Source organism: Companilactobacillus kedongensis (genome assembly GCF_003946625.1).
Lineage (GTDB): Bacteria > Bacillota > Bacilli > Lactobacillales > Lactobacillaceae > Companilactobacillus > Companilactobacillus kedongensis.
Window position 1 is genome coordinate 111,537 of the sequence record NZ_RHOR01000001.1, and the last position, 22,305, is coordinate 133,841.

Sequence of the window (22,305 nt, forward strand, 5' to 3'; positions counted from 1 at the left end):
GTATTTAGATTTATGAGATTACGAAACAAACCTTGGGCTAAGGATATGATCAATGACAATTTGGACTTGATTTCGATCCAACCAGAAAACATGCAAGGCAAATGGCAGGCTAGATTTGAAAAAAAGCAACCTCTATATCTTGAACTAGGTTCAGGAAAGGGTGCTTTTATCACAGAACTTGCTAGAAGAAACCCGCAAAACAACTATATTGCGATGGAAGTTCAAGAAGGTGCTATTGCGCTTATTTTGAAGAAACAAGTTGAGAACAAATTGCCTAACTTACAATTGTTGCTCGCTAATGGCTCAAATTTATCAGATTTATTTGCTGAAGGAGAAGTGACAGGATTATATCTAAACTTTTCCGATCCATGGCCAAAGACGCGCCATGTTAAGAGAAGATTGACTTATAAATCATTCTTGGAACAATATAAATTTGTCCTTCAAGATGACGGTAAGATTGAATTCAAGACTGATAATCAAGGCCTATTTGAATACTCACTTGTCAGCATGAATAACTTTGGTATGAAGTTTGAGGAATTATCTTTAGACTTACACAACGATGAAAAGCTAAATGAGGATAATATTCAAACTGAATATGAAGAAAAGTTCTCAAAAAAAGGCTTCAGGATAAATTACCTGAAAGCCTCGTTTTAAAATAAGTATGTAGGGTGCAATTTATTGTACCTTTTTAATGTTTAGTAATTCACCAGATACTGCATCGGCAATGAAATGGTATTGAGCAACATCGAATTCGTCCATAGTTGTTACGCCACCAACGATTCCCCATGAGGATTGGCCGTTAATATCGACACGTTGGTAGAATGGTTCAACCCATGAACCAATTACTTTGCTGTCTTCGCCAAGAACTGATTTAACTTTATCAATAATTTTTGCACTATCTAAATGATGTTTTACTAAAACAGTAGTAGCGGCGCTAGCTACAAGCACAGCACCACAAGCAATTAAAGAACCGAAACCTTTTTTACTCATTTGAATCACTCCTTGATGTTTGATTAACCATATATTAACACTATTATATATTATTCTACTAGCCAAGGACATTTAATTGACCGATTTAAAAATAAAAAGTATCTTAATTACAAGAGGTGAATGATATGAAAGAATTTGAGGATTATGGAACAAAAGATTGGCACGAAGTAACTAAAGAAGGAAAGTATATTTTATTCTTCCACGCTGACTGGTGCCCAGACTGCAAATTTATTGAGCCTAAGCTTCCTGAACTTGAATCAGAGTATTCAGATTTCACTTGGGTAAGTTTTAACCGCGATAATAATATGGATATTGCTAGAGAATTGGATATTATGGGAATTCCTAGCTTTGTTATTATTGAAAATGGCCAGGAAATTGGTAGACTAGTAAATAAAGATCGTAAAACTAAACAAGAAGTTGAGACCTTTATTAATTCAGTAGTAAATAAATAATAATTGAGTGAGGAAATAATGTTATTAAGCTTTTATAACCCTGATGTCCTAGGTGACATTTTGATCGTGGAACTAGCAGATGACGCTGGAATTACACAATCAAGCGCAAATAAGAATGACGTAGTGAGAATTTTTAATGATGAAACTAATGAAGCCATTGGTTTCAATTTTTTTGGTCTAGGTGAGAAGCTTAATTTGACTGAAAAAGGTCAGGTATTTTTAAATTCTGATCAAGTAGCAATTTTAAATGATGCTATCGCAAAGGCAGGTTTCAGTGATGAATTGGTTGCTGACGAAAGCCCTAAATTTGTGATCGGTCACGTTGAAGAAATGAAAGAACATCCTGATTCTGATCATTTACACATCACCCAAACCGATGTAGGACTCGAGAAGCCCGTACAAATCGTTTGTGGCGCTCCAAACATCGATCAAGGTCAATTAGTAGTAGTTGCCTTGCCAGGGGCTGTAATGCCAACTGGGACAGAAATTTGGCCAGGTCAATTGCGTGGAGTCGATAGTTATGGAATGATTTGTTCAGCTAAAGAACTAGGTATTCCTAATGCTCCACAAAAAAGAGGTATTTTAGTATTAGATTCAGGTAATGCTGGAGAAGCATTCGATTTTGATAAAGCAGCAAAAATGTTCGATTAGGAGTTATTTTATGGAAAATACAGTCTATCATTTCGTTGGTATTAAAGGTACAGGAATGAGTGCTTTAGCACTTATTTTGAAAGATTTAGGATATACAGTTCAAGGTTCAGATATTGATAAATATACATTTACTCAAAGAGGACTAGAACAAGCAGGAATCAAGATTTTGCCTTTTGATGAAAAGAATATTCATGAAGGTTTAACAATCGTTAAAGGTAACGCTTTTGATGATGATCAAGTCGAGATCAAGAAAGCTAACGACATGCATTTGCCTGTTGTTACATACCCACAAATGGTTGGTAAATTGGTTTCAGATTACACATCGATCGGTATTGCTGGATCACATGGTAAAACAAGTACAACCGGTTTACTAGCACACACACTAAGCGGTATTGCTAAGACATCATATTTGATTGGCGATGGTTCTGGTAAGGGTGTTAAGGATGCTAAATTCTTTGTCTTTGAAGCCGATGAATATCGTCGTCACTTCTTGGATTACTCACCAGATTATTTGATCATTACCAATATCGATTTTGATCACCCAGATTACTTCTTTGGTGGTATCAACGACGTTGTTGATGCCTTTGAGTCTGAGTCACGTAAGACTAAGAAGGGTATCTTCATCTGGGGTGAGGACGAACATGCTAAGTCTATCAAAGCTGACGTTCCTATCTATTATTATGGATTGAGCGAATCAGATGACATCCGTGCTACAAACATCAATAGAACTGTTAAAGGTTCTTCATTCGATGTTTCTATCAAGGGTGAAAATATCGGTAACTTTGAAATCCCATTGTATGGTGAACACAATGTTCTCAATTCGCTAGCCGTTATCGGTGTAGGTCATATGGAACATCTTGACCATGAATTGATCAACAAAGAATTACAAACATTCAGTGGTGTTAAGAGACGTTTCAGCGAAAAGAAAGTCGCTGATATGGTTATTATCGATGACTACGCTCACCACCCACAGGAAATCAAAGCAACAATTGATGCTGCTAGACAAAAGTATCCTGAACGCGAAGTAGTAGCTGTTTTCCAACCACATACTTACACAAGAACTCTAGCTTTAATGGATGATTTTGCTAAATCATTGGATCTTGCTGACGATGTTTACTTAACAAATATCTTTGGATCAATTCGTGAGAAGCACGGAGATATTACAAGTAAAGACCTTGGCGATAAGATTCATAAAGGTGGAAAAGTCCTTGAACTAGAAGATATGTCACCATTATTGGATTACCATAATGCTGTTATTATCTTCATGGGTGCTGGGGATGTTCAAAAGTATGAAACTGCTTATGAACAAGTCTTGAGTAACTTGAATCCTAATCAACAATAAAATTAAAAGAAGGGCGTATCGAATAATTTTCGATACTCCCTTCTTGTATGCCAGATAAAAATAAGCTAAATCCCATAAAGGAATTTAGCTTATTTTTTAATCATTAGTTATTAACGTCAACATCTACAGCTTTAACAAATTCATTTGTTGAAACACGATAATATTGTTCGCCATTGATAGTTGTAATACTGTCTGTCTTCCAGCTGCTGTTAGCACTAAGTGATCTATTTGTAACGAGATCACCTTTAGCTGTATAAAGACTAGCAGTTGTTTTGGCGTGAGTCGTAACGACCATGTTTACTGGTGTGTAAACATAAACGTCGCTCTCGTCGACAAATTCGTTAGTTGAAACACGGAAGTGTTTTGTACCATTGATTACATATGTTTGGTGATCTGCGATCCAGCTACTATTCGGAGCAAGTGATCTAGTTTTGATCAAATCACTTTCAGCCTTATATAGTTCTTTAGCAGAATCACTGTAAGCTCTGACATATACATTTGGTGCAGTATATGGATAAGCTTGACTCATCAAAGCCCATTCGTTAGTTGAAACACGATAGTAGCCAACACCGTCAATTGTGATGACAGCGTCACTTTGCCAATCAGTTGCAGTAGCTAATGAACGAGTCGTTGACTTCGTCATCTTACCATCAGCACCTAGTTGATAAAGTGCGACAGCAGGCTTGTCAGCATATGTTGAAATAGTTTGATTCTTATATTCAATATCGCCATTTTCAGGTGTATCAGTATTGCCTGAACTTGTTGGGATTGGTGTGTATGTTAACTTGTCAGTGTCAGTAACAGTCTTGTTAGGATCGTTTGCGTAAGTGATAGTTGGAACACCACCAATTGTGTAAGTAACGATAACTGAAGGTGAAGTGTATCCATTTACAGGATCAGCTGTATAAGTTTGCTCTTTGTCACCATAGTTACCTGCAGGGACATTGATAACTTGTGTACTACCATCCGGCTTTGTAAATGTGATAGTAGTTGCTTTGTTTGGAGTACCTATGTATTTAGCATTACTTATAGGTTCTTTAGTATTGGTATTTGAGAATGTAAATGTGTTGTTAGGACCATATGTAACGGTGATTTTTGGTGTAGTATAACCATCTTCGTTAGGAAGATTTACTTCTTGAGTGTCACCAACTTTACCACCAGTGATGTGGATAGGTTGATCGATTGATTGTTGTCCGACTGTAGATGGGATTGTAATGTCTGTAGGGCCGATCGTGTCACCGGTATAAACAAGATCCTTATCAGGAACGAACTTACCAGAAGGATCGATAGTACCATAAACAGTATCTAAATTAGTTGTATAACCAGTTTCAGTCTTTGGAGCAAAGGATATATGATCACCAACTTTGGCACCAGCAGGTAAAGGAGTTGAAACAGTATCACCATTGGCTAAAGTAACATCATAAGATTTATCGGTTGCGTCATTACCAGTATAAACAAGATCCTTATCAGGAACGAACTTACCAGAAGGATCGATAGTACCATAAACAGTATCTAAATTAGTTGTATAACCAGTTTCAGTCTTTGGGGCAAAGGATAGATGGTCACCAACTTTGGCACCAGCAGGTAAAGGAGTTGAAACAGTATCACCATTGGCTAAAGTAACATCATAGGATTTATCGGTTGCGTCATTACCAGTATAAACAAGATCCTTATCAGGAACGAACTTACCAGAAGTATCAATAGTACCAGTAATATTATCTATATTAGGTTTATAGCCAGTTTCGGTCTTTGGGGCAAAGGATAGATGGTCACCAACTTTAGCACCAGCAGGCAAAGGAGTTGAAACAGTATCACCATTGGCTAAAGTAACATCATAGGATTTATCGGTTGCGTCATTACCAACTAAAGCAACTGTAGTACCAGCATCAACAGTAACTGGTGTATCCGGATTATTTGTAAATGTTACGCCAACTGTTGTTCCATCAGCAATATGGTATCCGGCGGGTAATTGACTAGCAATTTCACTCTTAATTGGATCAGTTGTTATATCAATATTTCCAGTATCACCAACATGATATCCGTCAGCAGGAACGGTAAATGTGATTGAAGAACCGTCACTTGTTGTAGCTGTTACTTTACCACTAGTTGCAGGAAGTGCTTCATATGTTACATCTGCACCATCTGATGCTGTGGCTGTTGCCATTGTTTGCCCAAATGTAAAACTAGCAGAGGTAGCAGTTGATGTTCTTGTGTAAGTATTGCCATTTGCAAATTTATATGTACCAGGTATATCAATAGTACCTGGATCGCCAACAGTACCTTTAATATCTTGTACAATATCACCGTGGTTAGTTTTGATAGTAACGTGGTTAGTTACGTCTGAACCGGCTGCTAGGGCACTCCCTTTTGAATCGAATGTAAGTACGTTATTATTTGAATCCCATGCTATTCCATTAAATAAAGCTCCAAGACCATTAGAAACTCCAGATGCAGGATTAGTTTGGGGAACACCATAAAATGATTTAGTAGTATTAGAATTATCACTTTGCCAAATTGGTCCATTACTTGAAGTTAACATCGTTTTAGGGTTGAAATATAGACTTGAACTTAAAGAAATGGAATCGAGATTAGTTCCATCAAACATACCTTCACCTAATGAAGAATCTCCTGTTTTGGGCCATTCAGAAGAAGGTCTGTTGTTTGTCCATTTCCAACCGTATAAATTTATTGTATTTAATGAAGCGTCATTTTTAAACATAGCTCTGAGATCTGTAGCATTATTTGCAATCCAATTGTTAGTGGCCGAGGTCGGTTTTCCTCCTACGTCTGGTCCAGCTATTTCTGATAAATTCTCACAATTTGCAAATGCATAACTTCCATCGATTATTTTCGTAAATGCACCCAATGGAAATGAAATTTTTGTAAGTTTATGATCATTCTCAAACATATGACTAAGGTTTGTAACCATAGTGAAAAGGTTCTGTGAAAGATCCAAATTTAGTAAGCTAGTATCATTTGCGAACATTCCTTCAGTACTATCAACATTACTAGTGTCCATTTTACTTATATCGACACTATTTAATAAAGGCATGCTAGCAAACATATGTGATGAATCTTTAGGCGCAGTTATTGCATTTTTAACAACAACTGCAGTAATTGTGCTAGCATTTCCACCCCAGTCAGGATAGTCTTTTGTGGTTTCATCTAGTTGACCATTGATAGTTAAAGTAGTTCCATCCGTAGTCCAGCCAGTACCGCTCATTGTTTTAGTTGCCGTAGCAACGGGAGCGCCTTCAACAGAAAATGCTTGTGCAGTAGGTTGTTCTGATTGTGCTGTTTCACCAGTTGAACCATCGCCTGTACCGTCAGATGCTGGTTGTGGATCTGTTGAACCAGCACCATTACTTGGTGCGGGAGTATTGTCTCCAGTTGTAGAACCTGAACCAGTTCCAGTTGAACCTGACTCTGATCCACCATTAGCGGCTGGTTGTTGTGCTTGTGTTCCAGTTGCACCAGCACCTGTACTACCATCTTTGGTTCCATCACCAGTATCACCAGTTGATGATGTCCCTGAACCATCTGTAGCACCTGCGGCAGATCCTGAACCTGCAGCGTCAGTTAATCCGTCCGTCGGTGTTGGCGATTCGGCGGCGGCTTGTGATAATGCTGTTTGGATTGTATCAGTAGTTGCGGCTTTGGCTACATATGTTGGTGTACCCAACAAAAATAGACCTCCTGCTAATGAAAGGCTGCTGACAACGACCCAATTTTTCTTTGATTTAACTAATTTTTTCTTCATGACTGAATTTGAGTCACGTTTTAATTGTTGAAATCTCATATTTATTTCCCTCTATCCTTGATAATGACAATTTATGAATAGTCTTTATGACATACCTAAATTATAATATTCATTTATTGCTATATAATTCAGTTATTGTAAGAGATGTTTTCCTAAAATGAGTATTTTTATGAAAATAGCATGTTTTATATTTAATTTTTTTTATAAAATGAGAACTATTATATATGATAGTGGAATCAGGATTTAGCCGCAGCTAAGACGGCTCTAAATAATAGGAAGAAACTTTTAAAATTGTCGCTGGTTTGATATTTAATAACAATATTTTTATTAAATGAATCCAAATTAAAAAGGAGTGTCTTAAACCTGAAAATAGGTTTAGGATACTCCTAATTTTTTAAATCAATTTCAAGAAAACAGAAGCAATAATAACGGAAGCCATTGAAACCGTCGCAAATCCACCGACTAGCATTTTTGGCAACATGTTTTGAGTGAGATATTCTTCTTCCTCCTCGTTATCAGCAATCGTACGGCATACTTCAGTTGTTAGAATAAAGTCAGCTGGAAAGCCGAATAGGGCAGTCAATGAAAAGGCAAAGGCCATCTGTTTGCTCATACCGAATGGTTTTGCTAAAACGTAAGAAGCGATGAACATTCCTAAGATTCCTAAAGCAATCAAAACTAGGATTTGTACAAGGATTCCACCGATAATATCAGGTGTTGTCAGGCTTAATTGTGAAAAGACATAAGCCATTAAACCGTAGATCAACCAGTTGAAGACTCCAGCACGTGTTAAAGCGTTATCTTCAAGCAATCCAACTTGATGTGCAATAACACCTAAGATCAAACAGATAACGTTGGCGTTAATGACGCCGTGCATTAATCCGGCTAACCAGTTACCTAATAAGGCAATCAGGGCTACACGCACGATAATGAAAACTGGTGACTGAAATTGTTCTGGCAAGTGTAAGATATGTTTTTGTGTGTCTAATGAATCTGCCATACCAGTTATTTTAGGAGCGTTGGGATCGATATGTCCTTTGCCGCTCTTCAATTCTTCCTTTAATCTGCGTCCTTCTTTTCTCAAGAGGATGGCAGTCATTGGGTAACCAATGAAAGAATGCAAAATAAACATTGAAACTGGTAAAGCCACAAGTGTTGTAGCACCGGCGGCTTTTAATCCGTCAGTCATCAAAAGTGTTGCGACCATACCACCAGTTAGTGGAGGAATGGCAGCGACAACTGTGTGCCAATCGAAGATCAATGTACCGACTGTTAATGTAAGGACTAGAGTCCCCAATACTCCTAATAGTGCGATACAAACAGCTTTCCATTGATTAACAAGTTCCTTTAAACTCATCAAGGTACCAAGATGTACCAATAATAGTGAAACGCCCATGCCAGTGAAGGCAGTGTTAAATGATGCTTTGGCAACAATATCCTTAGGGATGATCGTCCAAAATCCGATAGCGAAAAGAACCGCCGTGATAAAAATAGATGGTATAAATGCTTTGGTAGCTGCGGAAACCCAGTCACCTATCAGCATGAATACCATTACAATAGTGAATGCAATTAAGTATTCCATAAAAATAGATCCCCCTTGAATATTAAATAAAGATTAGGTTTAAAGTTAGACTTTTCTAATCTTTATGTCAATGGAGAATTGTATTTAATTAAGGGTTTTTAACATGTAATCGATTACTTTTACTAATGTAAATATCATGTAATATAGATATTTTAATTTAGCGTTGACTTTAATTAGAAAGACTCTTAGAATTTTAACTACATTTTAAATATTGATAGGGAGAGAGTTTAATGACAACATTCACTAATTTAAATTTATTTAACGGAAACGATAATAAGATAGTTGAAAATAGTTACTTAACTGTAGATGAAAAGGGGAAGATCACTGCAGTAGGTACAGGTAAGCCAGATTCTAGTGATGAGGTTGTCGATCTTCACGGTAAATATGTTATGCCAGGACTAATCAACGCACATACTCATTTGATGATGGTTCCTGATGACAGTGATAAGCTCGAATACTTATCAGAAACTGAAGTCACATTCTTAGCTTTAAAACATTTGGATACCTTATTACATGCTGGTGTTACTTATATCAGAGATTGTGGCTGTGCTTTCAATACTGATATCAAGTTAGCTAATTTACAAGCCGAAGGCAGTTTAAAAGGAACAGAAATTTTACCCTCTGGTCGTCCAATGACTATGACAGGTGGACATGGTGATTTTAAAGAAGGACTAGACGGTGAAACTACTATGGGTCATTTGATAGACTCACCAGATGCCATGAGAAAAGCCGTTCGTCAAAACTTCAAACTTGGTGCCAAAAATATTAAAGTTATGGCAACTGGTGGTGTTATGTCTTCAACCGATCAAGTTGACGATACTGAATTGACTGAAGGAGAAATGGCAGTTGCTGTTCAAGAAGCGCACACAAAACACATGACTGTTGCATCTCACGCCCAGGGTAATCGTGGTATTCAATTGTCACTTGATGCCGGTGTTGATTCGATCGAACATGGTATCTATGTTGACGAAAAGCAAGCTGATTTTATGAAGGAACACAATATTTATTTAGTACCAACACTAAATGCCTGTGCCGGAATTGATAAGTATGGTGTTGGTAAGATCCCTGATTACATGATTAAGAAGAATGATATTGTTAAATACGATTTCTTCAAGAACATTGGTATGGCACTTAAAAAAGGTGTTAAAGTTGTTGTCGGAACAGATGCCGGAACACCATTTAACAGCTTTGAAACAGGTACAACTGATGAATTAGCTTTATTAACAAGTGTTGGCGCAACTCCTTATCAAGCACTGCTTGGTACAACTAAGTACGCTGCTGAACTATTGAGGATCACTGATGAATACGGAAGTCTTGAAACTGGTAAGTTTGCTGACTTCTTAGTATTGGATAATAATCCATTAGAGAGTGTAGAAGCGGTTGCTCAGACTGACAAAACTATCTATAAGAAGGGTGAACTTGTTAAATAGGTAGTTGTTGTTGTTTGCCAGAAAGATCAAGTAACTCCGCCTGTTGTGGGACCGACTTCGGCCAAGGTCCGAAGTCTCGCTTTTGAACTTTGCACAGACCGCAAATTTCAAAAGTCGTCCTGTTCACAACTGGCTCCGTTACTTGATCTTTCTGGCTTGGTTGTTCAGTTATGATATTTATAGTTAAAGCATGATCTCGTTTTTGTGGGATTATGCTTTTTGTATTTATATTAGATTATATTGAGACGGAGGACGAGAGGTGAGTGGTCAGCAGTCAAAATGTTGTAGAACGGTGGTCTTCCGTTCGTACAACATGGGCGATTTCGAGATTTGCGATAAGCAAAGCTCAAAATCGAGTCCTCAGACCAAGGCTGAGGACGTCCCGACAGCAGACCATCCACCTCTCGACCGTAGTAGTTTGCAATGAAACAACAATTCACGTAACATACAAATCATCATATTATAGAAATTAGGTGAATACTGTGGACATTAATAGAATCATGGTTTGTGTCCCAGCAAACGATTCAGGACGTTTTTCTGCAAAGTAACTATTTAGGAGAGAAAAATGAAGAACGTCCAAAAAAGAGTACCATCATTATTATTAATTATTGTTTTAGTAGGATTCCCACAAATAAGTGAATCCATTTTTACCCCTGTGTTGCCACAAATCAGTACACATATGTTGGTTGACGCATCTAAAACACAATTGACAATGAGCAGTTATTTTTTTGCTTTTGCAATTGGAGTATTTTTCTGGGGAAGATTGTCCGACAAGGTTGGTCGTAGAAAGGCCATGTTGTGGGGGATAATCGTTTACTTATTGGGAAACATTGGCTTGTTTATCAGCCCAAATTTTCAAATGTTATTAGGATCACGGTTCATTCAGGCATTTGGTGCTAGCGTGGGATCAGTTGTTACACAGACAATCATGCGTGAGAGTTTTGAAGGAATTGAAGGCGCAAAAGTATTTTCGAAAGTTGGTGCGGCAATGTCATTGTCACCAGCTTTAGGACCTTTGATCGGCGGTATCGTTCAAGAATACTTAGGCTATCGAAATGTTTTTAGTACCTTGATAGTAATGTCAGCTTTAGTTTTGCTGTACAGTTTTTATAGATTGCCAGAAACACAAAATACAACTGAAATTGAATCAAGCTCATTGATACAAGTTTCAAAACGTTTAGTAACTGATTCCAGAGTCTGGTCATATGGAATTTTGATCGGTGGAATCAATGGAATATTATTCGGATACTATTCTGAAGCACCGTTTATTTTTATGAATCATTTCGGATTTAGCTCAGTTCAGTACGGCAGTTTGGGAATAGTATTAGCTTTAGCAAGTTTACTAGGGGCGATATTGGTCAATTATTTAGTTAATTATTTTAAATCCGAATTGATCTTAATATCAGGATTGTTAGTCAGTGTTATTTCTAGTGGATTATTGATTTTGCCGCTAAAATTTGATCAGTCGTTTATTATGATCGTCGGAATTTTTTTAGTATTTCTAGGATTGAACACTACATTGCCAATTGCTTTAAATTTGGCGTTAAAAGGTTATGAGGATGTTATCGGCAGTGCGAGTGGAATTTTTAGTTTGAGTTATTATTTGATAGTCAGTCTATTAACGTATCTAGTTAGTCTTATGCATGACGGTACGATAAATGCTTTGCCAGAGTTTATGTTTATTATTTGTTTGGTTATGGTAGTTAGTTGCATTAATTTGAGTGTTAAGGCTGTTTTCGCCGAAAAGATCAAGTAACTTCGCCTGTTGTGGGTCCGTTACTTGAACTTTCTAGCTAGATCGTTTAGTTATGATATTTATAGTCAAAGCATGATCTCATTTTTGTGGGATTATGCTTTTTGTGTATTTATATTAGATTATATTGAGACGGAGGACGGCCCGACAGCAGACCATCCACCTCTCGACCGTAGTCGGCCAGTTCTTTGTTTTTCAATAAGACCAATACTTTGTTAAAATAGATATGATTAATTTCGTTTTCAATGGGAGAAAATATGACGGAAAAGAAAAAATTACTTTTAATTGATGGGAACAGTGTTTCTTTTAGAGCATTTTTTGCCATGCATAATGTTTTAGATAAATTTGTTTCAGGTGACGGTATTCATACAAATGCTGTGTACGCCTTTAACAATATGTTGGAAATTATTTTAAAAGACGAGAAACCAACACATGCTTTAGTTGCTTTTGATGCTGGAAAAACAACTTTTAGAACGGAGATGTTTTCCGACTATAAAGGTACACGTGCCAAAACTCCACCAGAATTAATGGAACAATTGCCAATAATTCAGGAGTTATTGAATCTCAGAGGGATCAAGACTTACGACTTGAAGAATTATGAAGCTGATGACATTATCGGAACAATGTCAAAAAAGGCCGAAGAGGATAACATGGATGTCACTGTCATTACAGGTGATCGTGATTTAACTCAATTAACAACTGATAAAGTTACTGTCAAAGTTAACGTCAAGGGTGTTACAGAAACAGAAGCCTATACACCAGAGCATGTCAAAGAAAAACTCGGAATAACTCCGTCACAGATCATTGATATGAAGGGATTGATGGGTGATAATTCTGACCATTACCCTGGAGTTGAAAAAGTCGGCGAAAAGACTGCTATTAAGCTATTAACTGAATATGACAGTATGGAAAATCTCTATGAACATGTCGATGAGATGAAAAAGAGTAAGCTAAAGGAACATTTGATCAACGATAAGGATCAAGCTTTTTTGAGTAAGAAACTTGCTACGATCAATTGCGAAGCTCCGGTTGAACTTGAGTTAGGAAAACTGGAATATCAAGGCGACAATCAAGAACAATTAATCAAGTTTTATCAAAGACTTGGTTTCAATTCATTTTTAGAGAAGATGAATGTTGAACCAGAAGAAACTAAAGAAGCTATGGCTGAAATCAAGTATTCAGAATTGAATGCCGATGCTGCTAAGAATATTTTGAACAGTACTGCACCACAAACATTGATCGTCGAGAGTTTTGGCGGCAATTATCATGTTGATCCGATCATTGGTTTAGCGGTCAAAAGTGATGATAATTACTATGCTACATCTGACGTTTCTATCTTAGAAAATGAAGATTTGAAGCAGTGGATCGAAGATGAAACAAAAGAGAAATATACCTTCGATAATAAGAAGACAATTGCCTTATTACACCGTTATGGCTGTGATTTGAAAGGTGTAAGTTTTGATTTGTTATTGGTTTCTTACCTATTAGATACGAATGATAATAAGTCAGATCTCGGTATCGTTGCACAAAACTATGGTTACAATCTTCCAATGGAAGAAGAGTTTTATGGTAAAGGTGTTAAAAAAGCCGTGCCAGAAGACGATCAAGTTTTGATGAACTTTATTGCCCAAAAAGCTCAAATTATCGCGACATTAAGAGATAAAATGTTATCAGAATTAAAAGATAATGATCAAGATAGTCTATATGATGAAATTGAATTACCATTGTCAAACGTTTTAGCTGAAATGGAAATCAAGGGTGTTAAAGTAGACGCATCGAGATTAAAAGAAATGGAAAATACTTTTGCGACAAGATTAACTGAAATTGAGCAAAAGATTTATAAAGAAGCTGGACAAGAATTTAATATCAATTCACCTAAACAACTGGGTGTAGTGTTGTTTGAAGATTTGAAGTTGCCAGTTATCAAGAAGACCAAGACGGGTTATTCTACATCAGTCGATGTACTTGAAAAATTAAAAGATAAGTCTCCAGTCGTTCAGATGGTTTTGGATTATCGTCAAATATCCAAAATTCAATCTACTTATGTAGTAGGATTACAGAAATTCATTCAACCAGATAATAAAATTCATACAATTTATTTGCAGACATTAACTCAAACGGGTAGATTATCTTCAATTGAGCCTAACTTGCAAAACATTCCGATTAGAATTGATGAAGGTCGCCAGATCAGACGTGCTTTTGTCCCTCAACATCCAGATTGGGAAATGTTCTCTGCCGATTATTCACAAGTTGAGTTGCGTGTGTTGGCCCATATTTCTGGGGACGAACATATGCAGGAGGCATTTAAGGAAGATTATGATATCCATGCTCACACTGCCATGAGAATATTTGGCCTCGACAGCACTGACGAAGTTACACCAGATATGCGTCGACAAGCTAAGGCTACAAACTTTGGTATCGTCTATGGTATCAGTGATTATGGTCTCTCCCAGAATATTGGTATAACTAGAAAACAAGCAGCTGCTTTTATTGATTCATATTTTGAACAGTATCCTGGCGTTAAGAAATATATGGACGATATTGTTAAATATGCCCGTGAGAACGGTTATGTTGAAACAATCATGCATCGTCGTCGTTATTTACCAGATATTCATTCAAAGAATTTCAATGTTAGAAACTTTGCACAAAGAACTGCTATGAATACTCCGATCCAAGGTAGTGCGGCTGATATTATTAAAGTTGCTATGATCAATATGCAAAAGATGCTTGATAAAGAACAACTGCAAGCTAACTTATTGCTACAAGTACATGATGAAATGATTTTTGAAGCACCAAAATCTGAAATACCAATTCTTGAAAAATTAGTTCCAAGTGTTATGGATTCAGCTGTTAAACTGGATGTACCTTTGAAGGTCGAATCAGCCCATGGTAAGACTTGGTATGAAGCAAAATAATTATATAAAATTCAAAGTAGGTGAAGTTAATGCCTGAAATGCCAGAAGTAGAGACAGTCAGACGTGGACTAATTAAACAAGTTCAAGGTCGTAAGATTACCAATGTCGAGATACGTTATCAAAATTTGATCACTGGGGATGTCGAGCAATTTATTGATATGGTTACCGGTGCAACAATTACTGACATAGGTCGTCGAGCAAAATTTTTATTGATTCATTTGGATAATGGTTATACAATTATTAGTCATCTCCGAATGGAAGGTAAGTATCGTGTATCCAGTGATCCTGCTATGATCGACAAGCACTCACATGCAATTTTTAGTTTAGATGATGGGGAAAAACTTATTTATAATGACGTTCGTAAATTTGGTCGCATGCAACTTTGGCGTACTCGTGATTTAGCTGTTAATAAGTCGATTCAAAAGCTCGGTCCAGAACCGTTATCTGATGAATTTACTTTTGAAAATGTAAAACCTCGGATCATGCGCCATCGAAAAGATATCAAGACGGTATTATTGGATCAGTCGGTGATGAGTGGTCTTGGTAATATCTACGTTGATGAAGTTCTTTGGAATGCTAAAATACATCCGGAAACACCGGCTAATCATTTGAATGATGAAGAGATCAACAATGTCATTAAATATTCTAATATGGAAATGAAAATGGGTATTGAAGCTGGTGGATCAACTGTACGTTCATACTTGGACTCCACTGGTCATGCAGGACATATGCAAGACTTTTTGCATGCTTATGGCAAAGAAGGTACGCCGTGCGATCGTTGCGGTACTGAAATTGAAAAAATCAAGGTTGGTGGACGTGGAACACACTTCTGTCCTAAATGTCAGGTGATCAAATGAGCAAGATCTATGGCTTAACAGGTGGAATCGCCTCTGGGAAAACAACTGTTTTGGATGTTTTTGCTGAGAATGGTTGTCGAATCTATAATGCTGACGAAATTGCCCGTGAAGTAGTTAAAATTGGAACTCCAGGATTAGACCAGATCGTGGCTAGTTTTGGGGATGATATTTTAATGTCCGATGGTACTTTGAATCGTAAAAACTTGAGCCAAATAGTTTTTAGTGACAAAAAGGAATTGAAAAAATTAACCGATATAACAGCACCTTTGATCAGAAAACGAATTTTGCAAATCGTTGAAGAGGTGCATGCATTAAATGATGGTTTGATTTATATTTTTGAGATTCCACTATTGTTTGAAACTAACTATCAGCCCTATTTTGACGCTGTTATCAGTATTTTTGTTCAGCCGGAAATTCAATTGTCTCGTTTGATGAAACGGAATAATATAGATGAACAAACAGCTAAAAATCAGATTGATTCACAAATGCCAATGGAAGAAAAAAAGAAATTAGCAGATTTTGTGATCGATAATTCAGGTGATTTAGCTGAATTGAAGAGTGAAATAAAAACGTTATTAAAAAATCTATAATTAAGAAAAGAGGTCTGTCTTATGATCTGTCCACATTGTCATCATGATTCATCAAAGGTTGTCGACAGTCGACCAAGTGATGAAGGACGTGCGATTCGCAGAAGACGTGAATGCGAGTATTGCGGTACTCGTTTTACTACTTTTGAAAGAATCGAAAAAGCTCCTTTATTAGTAATTAAAAAGAATGGTAATCGTGAGGAATTCAGTCGAGAAAAATTGCTTCGCGGGTTAGTTCGTGCTGCTGAGAAACGACCAGTTACAATGGACCAAATGAATGAGATCGTTGATAAAGTTGAAAACCAAATTAGAGCAACAGGTGAAAATGAAGTACGTTCGCAAGTAATAGGTGAGCATGTCATGAAGATATTGGCCGATGTTGATGACGTTACTTATATTCGCTTTGCCAGTGTTTATCGAGAATTTAAAGATATGAATAACTTCATGAAAGAAGTACAAGAAATGATGGCTAACGACGGCCAAAATAAACGTGATTAAGGATGGATAGTTTGGATAGAGAAAATAATTCTGATATAGAAATCAATCCTTTAACTGGTTATTGGTGTCTACCACATGGACAGATCAATGACTATGACCGTCATATTTTGACGGATCTTTATTTGCCTCTTTTGGGTACGACTGCTTACAGTGTTTATTTATTGCTGTGGGAAAAAGTCCCCAATAAGGAAGTGGTTACTGATCGCAAGAATCACAGTGATCTGTTGAGTCTTTTAAATATTGATTTGAATAAATTCAACGCTGCCAGAGTTAGAGCTGAGGCATTAGGCCTGATCCGGACATTTACTAAAAACGATGATTTAGGTGATTACTGTATTTATCAGTTGTTTGAGCCATTAACTCCTAAGGAATTTTTTAAGGATGACCTGATGAGCATTTTTCTATATGAAAAAATTGGACAAGTTAATTACAACGAGTTGATCAAAAAGTATTCTCGATCGGAAGAAATTTTGGAGCAGTCTACCGAAATAACTAAAGATTTTTTGGAAGTATTTCAACTAAATAATGATGATTTGATCAATACGCCAACTGATGTTAAAAATGCTCAAAGTGAGTTCACAAGTGAGTCGGACAATAGTAAACCCAAGGTTGATCCTGCAACTATGAATCAATTGGATTGGGAGTTGATCGAGGACCGAATCGGTCAGTTATTTAAAATTGACAAAAATGATCTTCTGAAGAATCAGGAATTGATCATTAATTTGCATCTATTTTATGGTATTGATGAGATCACTCTGATCGACTTGATCGGAAAAACTGCCAATATTGTCGATAATAAAATTGATCCAGAACGTCTGCGTAGATCAGTTCAGGATCGGTTTGAGAAGAACGCTAATATCTCAGTCAAAAATGTTGAAGAGAAACCAGTTGATGCTCCAGTCACTAATAATTTGAGTCGAGCAGACAATTTGCTGTTACAACAGGCTAAGTCGATGGTGCCAGCAGATTTCTTGGCAGCTGAAAAGCAAAAGAGCGGTGGTTTTACTGGTGCAGCTGAGTCTAAGGCTTTGCGAGATATGGCTATGAAGACGTATCTTTCCCCAGCTGTGTTGAATATTTTGGTAGATTATATCCTCCAAAATTCACCTACATTGTCTGTTGCTTTAATGGAAACTGTCGCTAATGATTGGCAACAAAATGAAGTTAAAACTCCAGAACAAGCTCTGCAAAGATTGCATGATTTCCAAAATAGGCCACGTAATCCACGTCGTTATAACAATCGAAATAAAAAGGTTGAGAAGGCGACTGATTGGAGTAAAGTTCAGTCAAATACTCCAACAAATGACAAGAATGCTCAAATCAAGCGTCAAGAATTGCAGGCAAGAATCAGAAAAATGCGGAATAAGGATAATTAACTATGGAAAATTTAGGGAAAACAATGTCAGCCTATTTAAGTTCAAAGAATTTGACCGACGACTATCGTAAGTTGTTGAATCAAGCTTTGAATGATGTTGACGTACAGAGATTTTTAAAAGAAAATCAAGAATCGATCAATGAAGATACGATCTCTGTTAGTGCGGCCAGTATTTATGAGTTTTATAATCATAAGACTAACCAGAGTGAACTTTCCAAGGGATATTATCCAAAATTGGTGATCACTAATCATAATATTGAAGTTGCCTATGTTCCTAATGCTAAGAAGCGTAGTGAAGCCAAGAAATCAGAATACGAGTCTCGCTTTGTTTTAATGGATATGCCAAGTGATATTCGTAAAGCCACATTAGATGATTACGATGGTGATGGACGCCAAGAAGCGCTGGCAAGTGCCCTAGACTTTATTGAGAACTACACTGGTCATAAGGGCTATGTTCCCGGTTTATATTTGGCTGGGGACTTCGGTGTGGGTAAGACATATCTTTTAGGTGCCATTGCCAACGAACTATTTAAGTCTGATGTCAGAACAACGATTATGCATTTTCCAACTTTTGCGGTCGAAATGAAAAATTCTATCGGACAAAATGACGTTTTGAATCGTGTTAATAAGGTTAAAGATTCAGAAATTTTGATGTTGGATGACATTGGAGCTGACTCAATGTCGAGCTGGATTCGTGATGAAGTTCTGGGTGTTATTTTGCAATATCGTATGCAAGAAAACTTGCCAACATTTTTTTCATCAAATTTTTCAATGAACGAACTCGAAGAACATCTGTCAGTTAACCAACGAGGAGAGCAAGAGCCAGTAAAGGCTAAGCGAATTATGGAACGTGTGAAATATCTTTCTCGTGAAGTTATTGTCACTGGACCTAACAAAAGATTTCAGCATTAAGACTTGCAATAACTAAAAATAAATGTTTCAATGTGTTCATGAAAGACAACACTTCGGTTCTAATTCAGGGAGGGTACGATTACTGAAAGCTTACCCATTACTGGAGCTACCACTTTCATATTAAAACTGTATATTTGTAGACGGTAACTTTATAACTAAAGAGAGAAAACTGTTCTTTTGTGTCCAGTTTTAATGTGGGTGGAACCGCGTAGAAATGCGTCCCTGAAGTATATATGCAAATTTTTTGCATGCATACTTCAGAGACGCATTTTTTTATTTGTTGTCAAAAACTTAGGAGGAAACAAGATATGTCAAAAATCAAACTGCAATTCCCAGACGATTCTGTTAAGGAGTTCGATCAAGGCACTACAGTCTTAGAAGTTGCTAAGTCAATTAGTACATCTCTAGGTAAAAAGGCCGTTGCAGGTAAAGTTAGCGGTATTCTAGTTGATATCGATAGTCCTATCAATCAAGATGGTAAAATCGAAATTTTATCACAAGATGATAATAAGGATTCATTGATCACTTTGAGAAATACAGCCAGCTTAGTATTCGGTGCTGCTGCTAAAGAAATCAAAAAAGACTTACACTTTGGTGAAAAACAAAGTAACGATGATGGTTTCTATGTAGATACTGATGACAAAGATGGTCAAATCAGTGTTGATGAGCTTGAAGATATTGAAAAAGCTATGGAAAAGATCATCAAGAAGAATGACAAGATCGAACGTTCAATGATGGATAAGTCAGAACTTGTAGAAATGTTCAAAGACGACCCATACAAGTCATCATTGATCAGTGCCATCGAAGCTGTTCAAATTCCAGTTTACAAGTTAGATAACTTTGTTGACTTTGGCTATTCAGCTGTTCTTCCTAGTTTAAGTGGTTTGAAACACTTCAAGCTTCTATCAGTTGCTGGTGCATATTGGCAAGGTAAGTCAAGTAATCCAATGCTTCAAAGAATTTATGGTACAGCATTCTTCAAGCAAGATGACCTTGATGCAGATATGAAGCGTCGTGCAGAAATTAAAGAACGTGATCACAGAACATTAGGACGTGACCTTGACTTGTTCTTCGTTGACCCAGAAGTTGGTGCAGGACTTCCATACTGGATGCCAAATGGTGCTACTATCCGTCGTGTTATCGAAAGATACATCATTGATAAGGAAGTTGCTTGGGGTTACCAACACGTTTATACACCTATCCTTATGAACTTAAATGCTTATAAGACTTCAGGTCACTGGCAACACTATCGTGAAGACATGTTCCCACCAATGGACATGGGTGATGGCGAAATGCTTGAACTTCGTCCTATGAATTGTCCTTCACATATCCAAATTTACAAACATCACATCCGTTCATACCGTGAATTACCAGTTCGTATCGCTGAATTAGGTATGATGCACAGATATGAAAAATCAGGTGCTTTAAGTGGTTTACAACGTGTTCGTGAAATGACTCTAAACGATGGTCACACATTCGTTGCTCTTGATCAAATTCAAGAAGAATTCAAACGTACACTACAATTAATGGTAGAAGTTTATAAAGACTTTGACATTACAGATTACTCATTCCGTCTAAGTTACAGAGATCCTGCTAACACAGAAAAATACTTTGATGATGACGAAATGTGGAACAGATCACAATCAATGCTTAAAGGTGCTATGGATGACCTTGGCTTGGATTACTATGAAGCAGAAGGTGAAGCTGCTTTCTACGGTCCAAAACTTGACGTTCAAACAAAGACAGCCTTAGGTAATGATGAAACATTATCAACAATTCAACTTGACTTTATGCAACCAGAACAATTCAAGTTGACATACGTTGGTTCAGATGGTGAAGAACACAGACCAGTTATGATTCACCGTGGTATCGTTTCTACAATGGAAAGATTTATTGCTTACTTGATCGAAATGTACAAGGGTGCCTTCCCAACATGGTTAGCTCCTATGCAAGTTAAGATCATTCCTGTTAACCAAAAACTTCATGGTGAATATGCTAAGAATCTTCTTTCAGAATTACGTGCTAAGAATATTCGTGCTGAAATCGATGATCGTGACGAAAAGATGAACTACAAGATTCGTGACGCTCAAACAATGAAGGTTCCATATACAGCTGTTGTTGGTGATCAAGAAATGGCTGACGCAACTGTTTCAGTTAGAAAATATGGTGAAGACAATTCTAATTCAGAGAATGTTGCCATGTTTGTAGGTAGTGTTGAAGCTGATATTAATAACTTTAGTCGTAGAAATGGCTAAAAAACATCACAATTGGTTGACAGTTTATTAATAAGATAGTATTATTAATAACTGTTGAGATTAAGCAGAAGCGCCCGCTTCTCACCTATGCGTTTGCCTCTAGGTTATAATACGATTGTATAAATAATGGTGGGCGTTGTATGCGCCCACTTTTTTTGTGGGTCCAAATAATTATGGAGGTGGCTACTCATAGCAAGAGATCTATTAATAAACGATCAAATTCGTGCCAAAGAAGTTAGATTAATTTCTGAAACTGGAGATCAAGTTGGGGTTAAACCAAGAGCAGAAGCACAACGTTTAGCTGATGCGGCTAGTATGGACTTAGTACTTATGTCCCCTGGTGCAAACCCACCCGTAGCTAGAATCATGGACTACGGTAAATATAAATTTGAACTTCAAAAGAAAAATCGTGAAGCACGTAAAAAACAAAAAACCGTTAGTTTAAAAGAAGTACGACTAAGTCCTACTATTGAAGATAACGACTTTAATACAAAGCTTAATAATGCTCGTAAGTTCTTGTCTAAAGGTGATAAGGTCAAGGTTTCTCTTCGCTTTAAGGGTAGAGCTATCACTCATAAAGAGATAGGTAAAGAAGTTTTGGACCGTGTCGCTGAACAGACCAAGGATATTGCAAATGTAACTACAAGGCCTAAGATGGACGGTCGTAACATGTTCTTAATGCTTGATCCAATTAGTTCAAAAGATAATAAGAAAAAATAGTGGAGGGACTTTCAATGCCTAAACAAAAAACACACCGCGCATCAGCAAAAAGATTTAAGAAAACTGCTAATGGTGGCTGGAAGAGAAGTCATGCTTATACAAGTCACCGTTTCCACGGTAAGACAAAGAAGCAACGTCGTCAATTGGCTAAGCCAGGCATGGTAAATGCAAGTGATATGAAGCGTATCAAGCAAATGCTCGCTACATACTAATTAATTTTTGATAA

General features: G+C 37.0%; 18 protein-coding genes. 15 read left to right on the forward strand and 3 right to left on the reverse strand.

Translation table 11 applies throughout. The features are described from left to right. Positions 1-12: 12 nt before the first annotated feature. Positions 13-654: a tRNA (guanosine(46)-N7)-methyltransferase TrmB gene (trmB, locus tag EKM60_RS00505; RefSeq protein WP_125711586.1), complete on the forward strand. Its 642-nt coding sequence runs from the start codon at positions 13-15 to the stop codon at positions 652-654. Between the two features lie 21 nt (positions 655-675). Here trmB and EKM60_RS00510 read toward each other — a convergent pair whose 3' ends face one another. Next, positions 676-990: a hypothetical protein gene (locus EKM60_RS00510; protein WP_057763493.1), complete on the reverse strand. Its 315-nt coding sequence runs from the start codon at positions 988-990 to the stop codon at positions 676-678. A gap of 125 nt (positions 991-1,115) precedes the next feature. On the opposite strand from EKM60_RS00510, the gene EKM60_RS00515 reads away from it, so the two are divergent. From EKM60_RS00515 to murC, 3 genes are read left to right on the forward strand one after another with little or no spacing between them, the layout of a single operon-like run. Beyond that, positions 1,116-1,442 carry a thioredoxin family protein gene (locus tag EKM60_RS00515; protein ID WP_125711587.1) on the forward strand — a complete coding sequence of 109 codons (327 nt, stop codon included), beginning with the start codon at positions 1,116-1,118 and terminating at the stop codon, positions 1,440-1,442. An 18-nt stretch (positions 1,443-1,460) separates the two neighbouring features. Beyond that, entirely contained in the window at positions 1,461-2,093 is a 633-nt protein-coding gene (gene ytpR / locus EKM60_RS00520; protein ID WP_125711588.1) for a YtpR family tRNA-binding protein, read from the forward strand. Between the two features lie 10 nt (positions 2,094-2,103). Continuing rightward, entirely contained in the window at positions 2,104-3,435 is a 1,332-nt protein-coding gene (gene murC, locus EKM60_RS00525) for a UDP-N-acetylmuramate--L-alanine ligase (RefSeq protein WP_125711589.1), read from the forward strand. Between the two features lie 103 nt (positions 3,436-3,538). Here the strand turns inward: murC and EKM60_RS00530 are convergent, their stop codons facing one another. After that, complete coding sequence (locus tag EKM60_RS00530; protein WP_125711590.1) at positions 3,539-7,234, reverse strand: SLAP domain-containing protein; 3,696 nt, start codon at positions 7,232-7,234, stop codon at positions 3,539-3,541. A gap of 355 nt (positions 7,235-7,589) precedes the next feature. After that, positions 7,590-8,777: a hypothetical protein gene (locus EKM60_RS00535; protein WP_125711591.1), complete on the reverse strand. Its 1,188-nt coding sequence runs from the start codon at positions 8,775-8,777 to the stop codon at positions 7,590-7,592. A 230-nt stretch (positions 8,778-9,007) separates the two neighbouring features. Here EKM60_RS00535 and EKM60_RS00540 point away from each other — a divergent pair, with 230 nt between their 5' ends. From EKM60_RS00540 to rpmI, 11 genes are all read left to right on the forward strand, one after another. Then, positions 9,008-10,207 (forward strand): metal-dependent hydrolase family protein, encoded by a 1,200-nt coding sequence (locus tag EKM60_RS00540; RefSeq protein WP_125711592.1) that lies wholly within the window; start codon positions 9,008-9,010, stop codon positions 10,205-10,207. 565 nt (positions 10,208-10,772) lie between these two features. Next, complete coding sequence (locus tag EKM60_RS00545) at positions 10,773-11,963, forward strand: multidrug effflux MFS transporter (protein ID WP_125711593.1); 1,191 nt, start codon at positions 10,773-10,775, stop codon at positions 11,961-11,963. Between the two features lie 254 nt (positions 11,964-12,217). Beyond that, the gene (gene polA / locus EKM60_RS00550; protein WP_125711594.1) at positions 12,218-14,875 is read left to right on the forward strand and encodes a DNA polymerase I; all 2,658 of its coding nucleotides are present in this window, start codon (positions 12,218-12,220) and stop codon (positions 14,873-14,875) included. Between the two features lie 29 nt (positions 14,876-14,904). Then, positions 14,905-15,732: a DNA-formamidopyrimidine glycosylase gene (gene mutM, locus EKM60_RS00555; RefSeq protein WP_125711595.1), complete on the forward strand. Its 828-nt coding sequence runs from the start codon at positions 14,905-14,907 to the stop codon at positions 15,730-15,732. After that, complete coding sequence (gene coaE, locus EKM60_RS00560; RefSeq protein ID WP_225426968.1) at positions 15,714-16,322, forward strand: dephospho-CoA kinase; 609 nt, start codon at positions 15,714-15,716, stop codon at positions 16,320-16,322. The genes mutM and coaE overlap by 19 nt, the downstream gene beginning before the upstream one ends. A gap of 21 nt (positions 16,323-16,343) precedes the next feature. Beyond that, entirely contained in the window at positions 16,344-16,817 is a 474-nt protein-coding gene (gene nrdR, locus EKM60_RS00565; RefSeq protein WP_125711596.1) for a transcriptional regulator NrdR, read from the forward strand. A gap of 11 nt (positions 16,818-16,828) precedes the next feature. Further along, a complete protein-coding gene (locus tag EKM60_RS00570) occupies positions 16,829-18,193 on the forward strand; it encodes a DnaD domain protein (RefSeq protein WP_164508282.1) in 1,365 nt (454 codons plus the stop codon). A 2-nt stretch (positions 18,194-18,195) separates the two neighbouring features. Continuing rightward, positions 18,196-19,104 carry a primosomal protein DnaI gene (gene dnaI, locus EKM60_RS00575; protein ID WP_125711598.1) on the forward strand — a complete coding sequence of 303 codons (909 nt, stop codon included), beginning with the start codon at positions 18,196-18,198 and terminating at the stop codon, positions 19,102-19,104. A 308-nt stretch (positions 19,105-19,412) separates the two neighbouring features. Then, complete coding sequence (thrS, locus tag EKM60_RS00580; protein ID WP_125711599.1) at positions 19,413-21,359, forward strand: threonine--tRNA ligase; 1,947 nt, start codon at positions 19,413-19,415, stop codon at positions 21,357-21,359. Positions 21,360-21,548: 189 nt separating this feature from the next. Beyond that, entirely contained in the window at positions 21,549-22,079 is a 531-nt protein-coding gene (gene infC, locus EKM60_RS00585; protein WP_057763533.1) for a translation initiation factor IF-3, read from the forward strand. Positions 22,080-22,093: 14 nt separating this feature from the next. Beyond that, the gene (gene rpmI / locus EKM60_RS00590; RefSeq protein WP_025024860.1) at positions 22,094-22,291 is read left to right on the forward strand and encodes a 50S ribosomal protein L35; all 198 of its coding nucleotides are present in this window, start codon (positions 22,094-22,096) and stop codon (positions 22,289-22,291) included. Positions 22,292-22,305 lie beyond the last annotated feature (14 nt).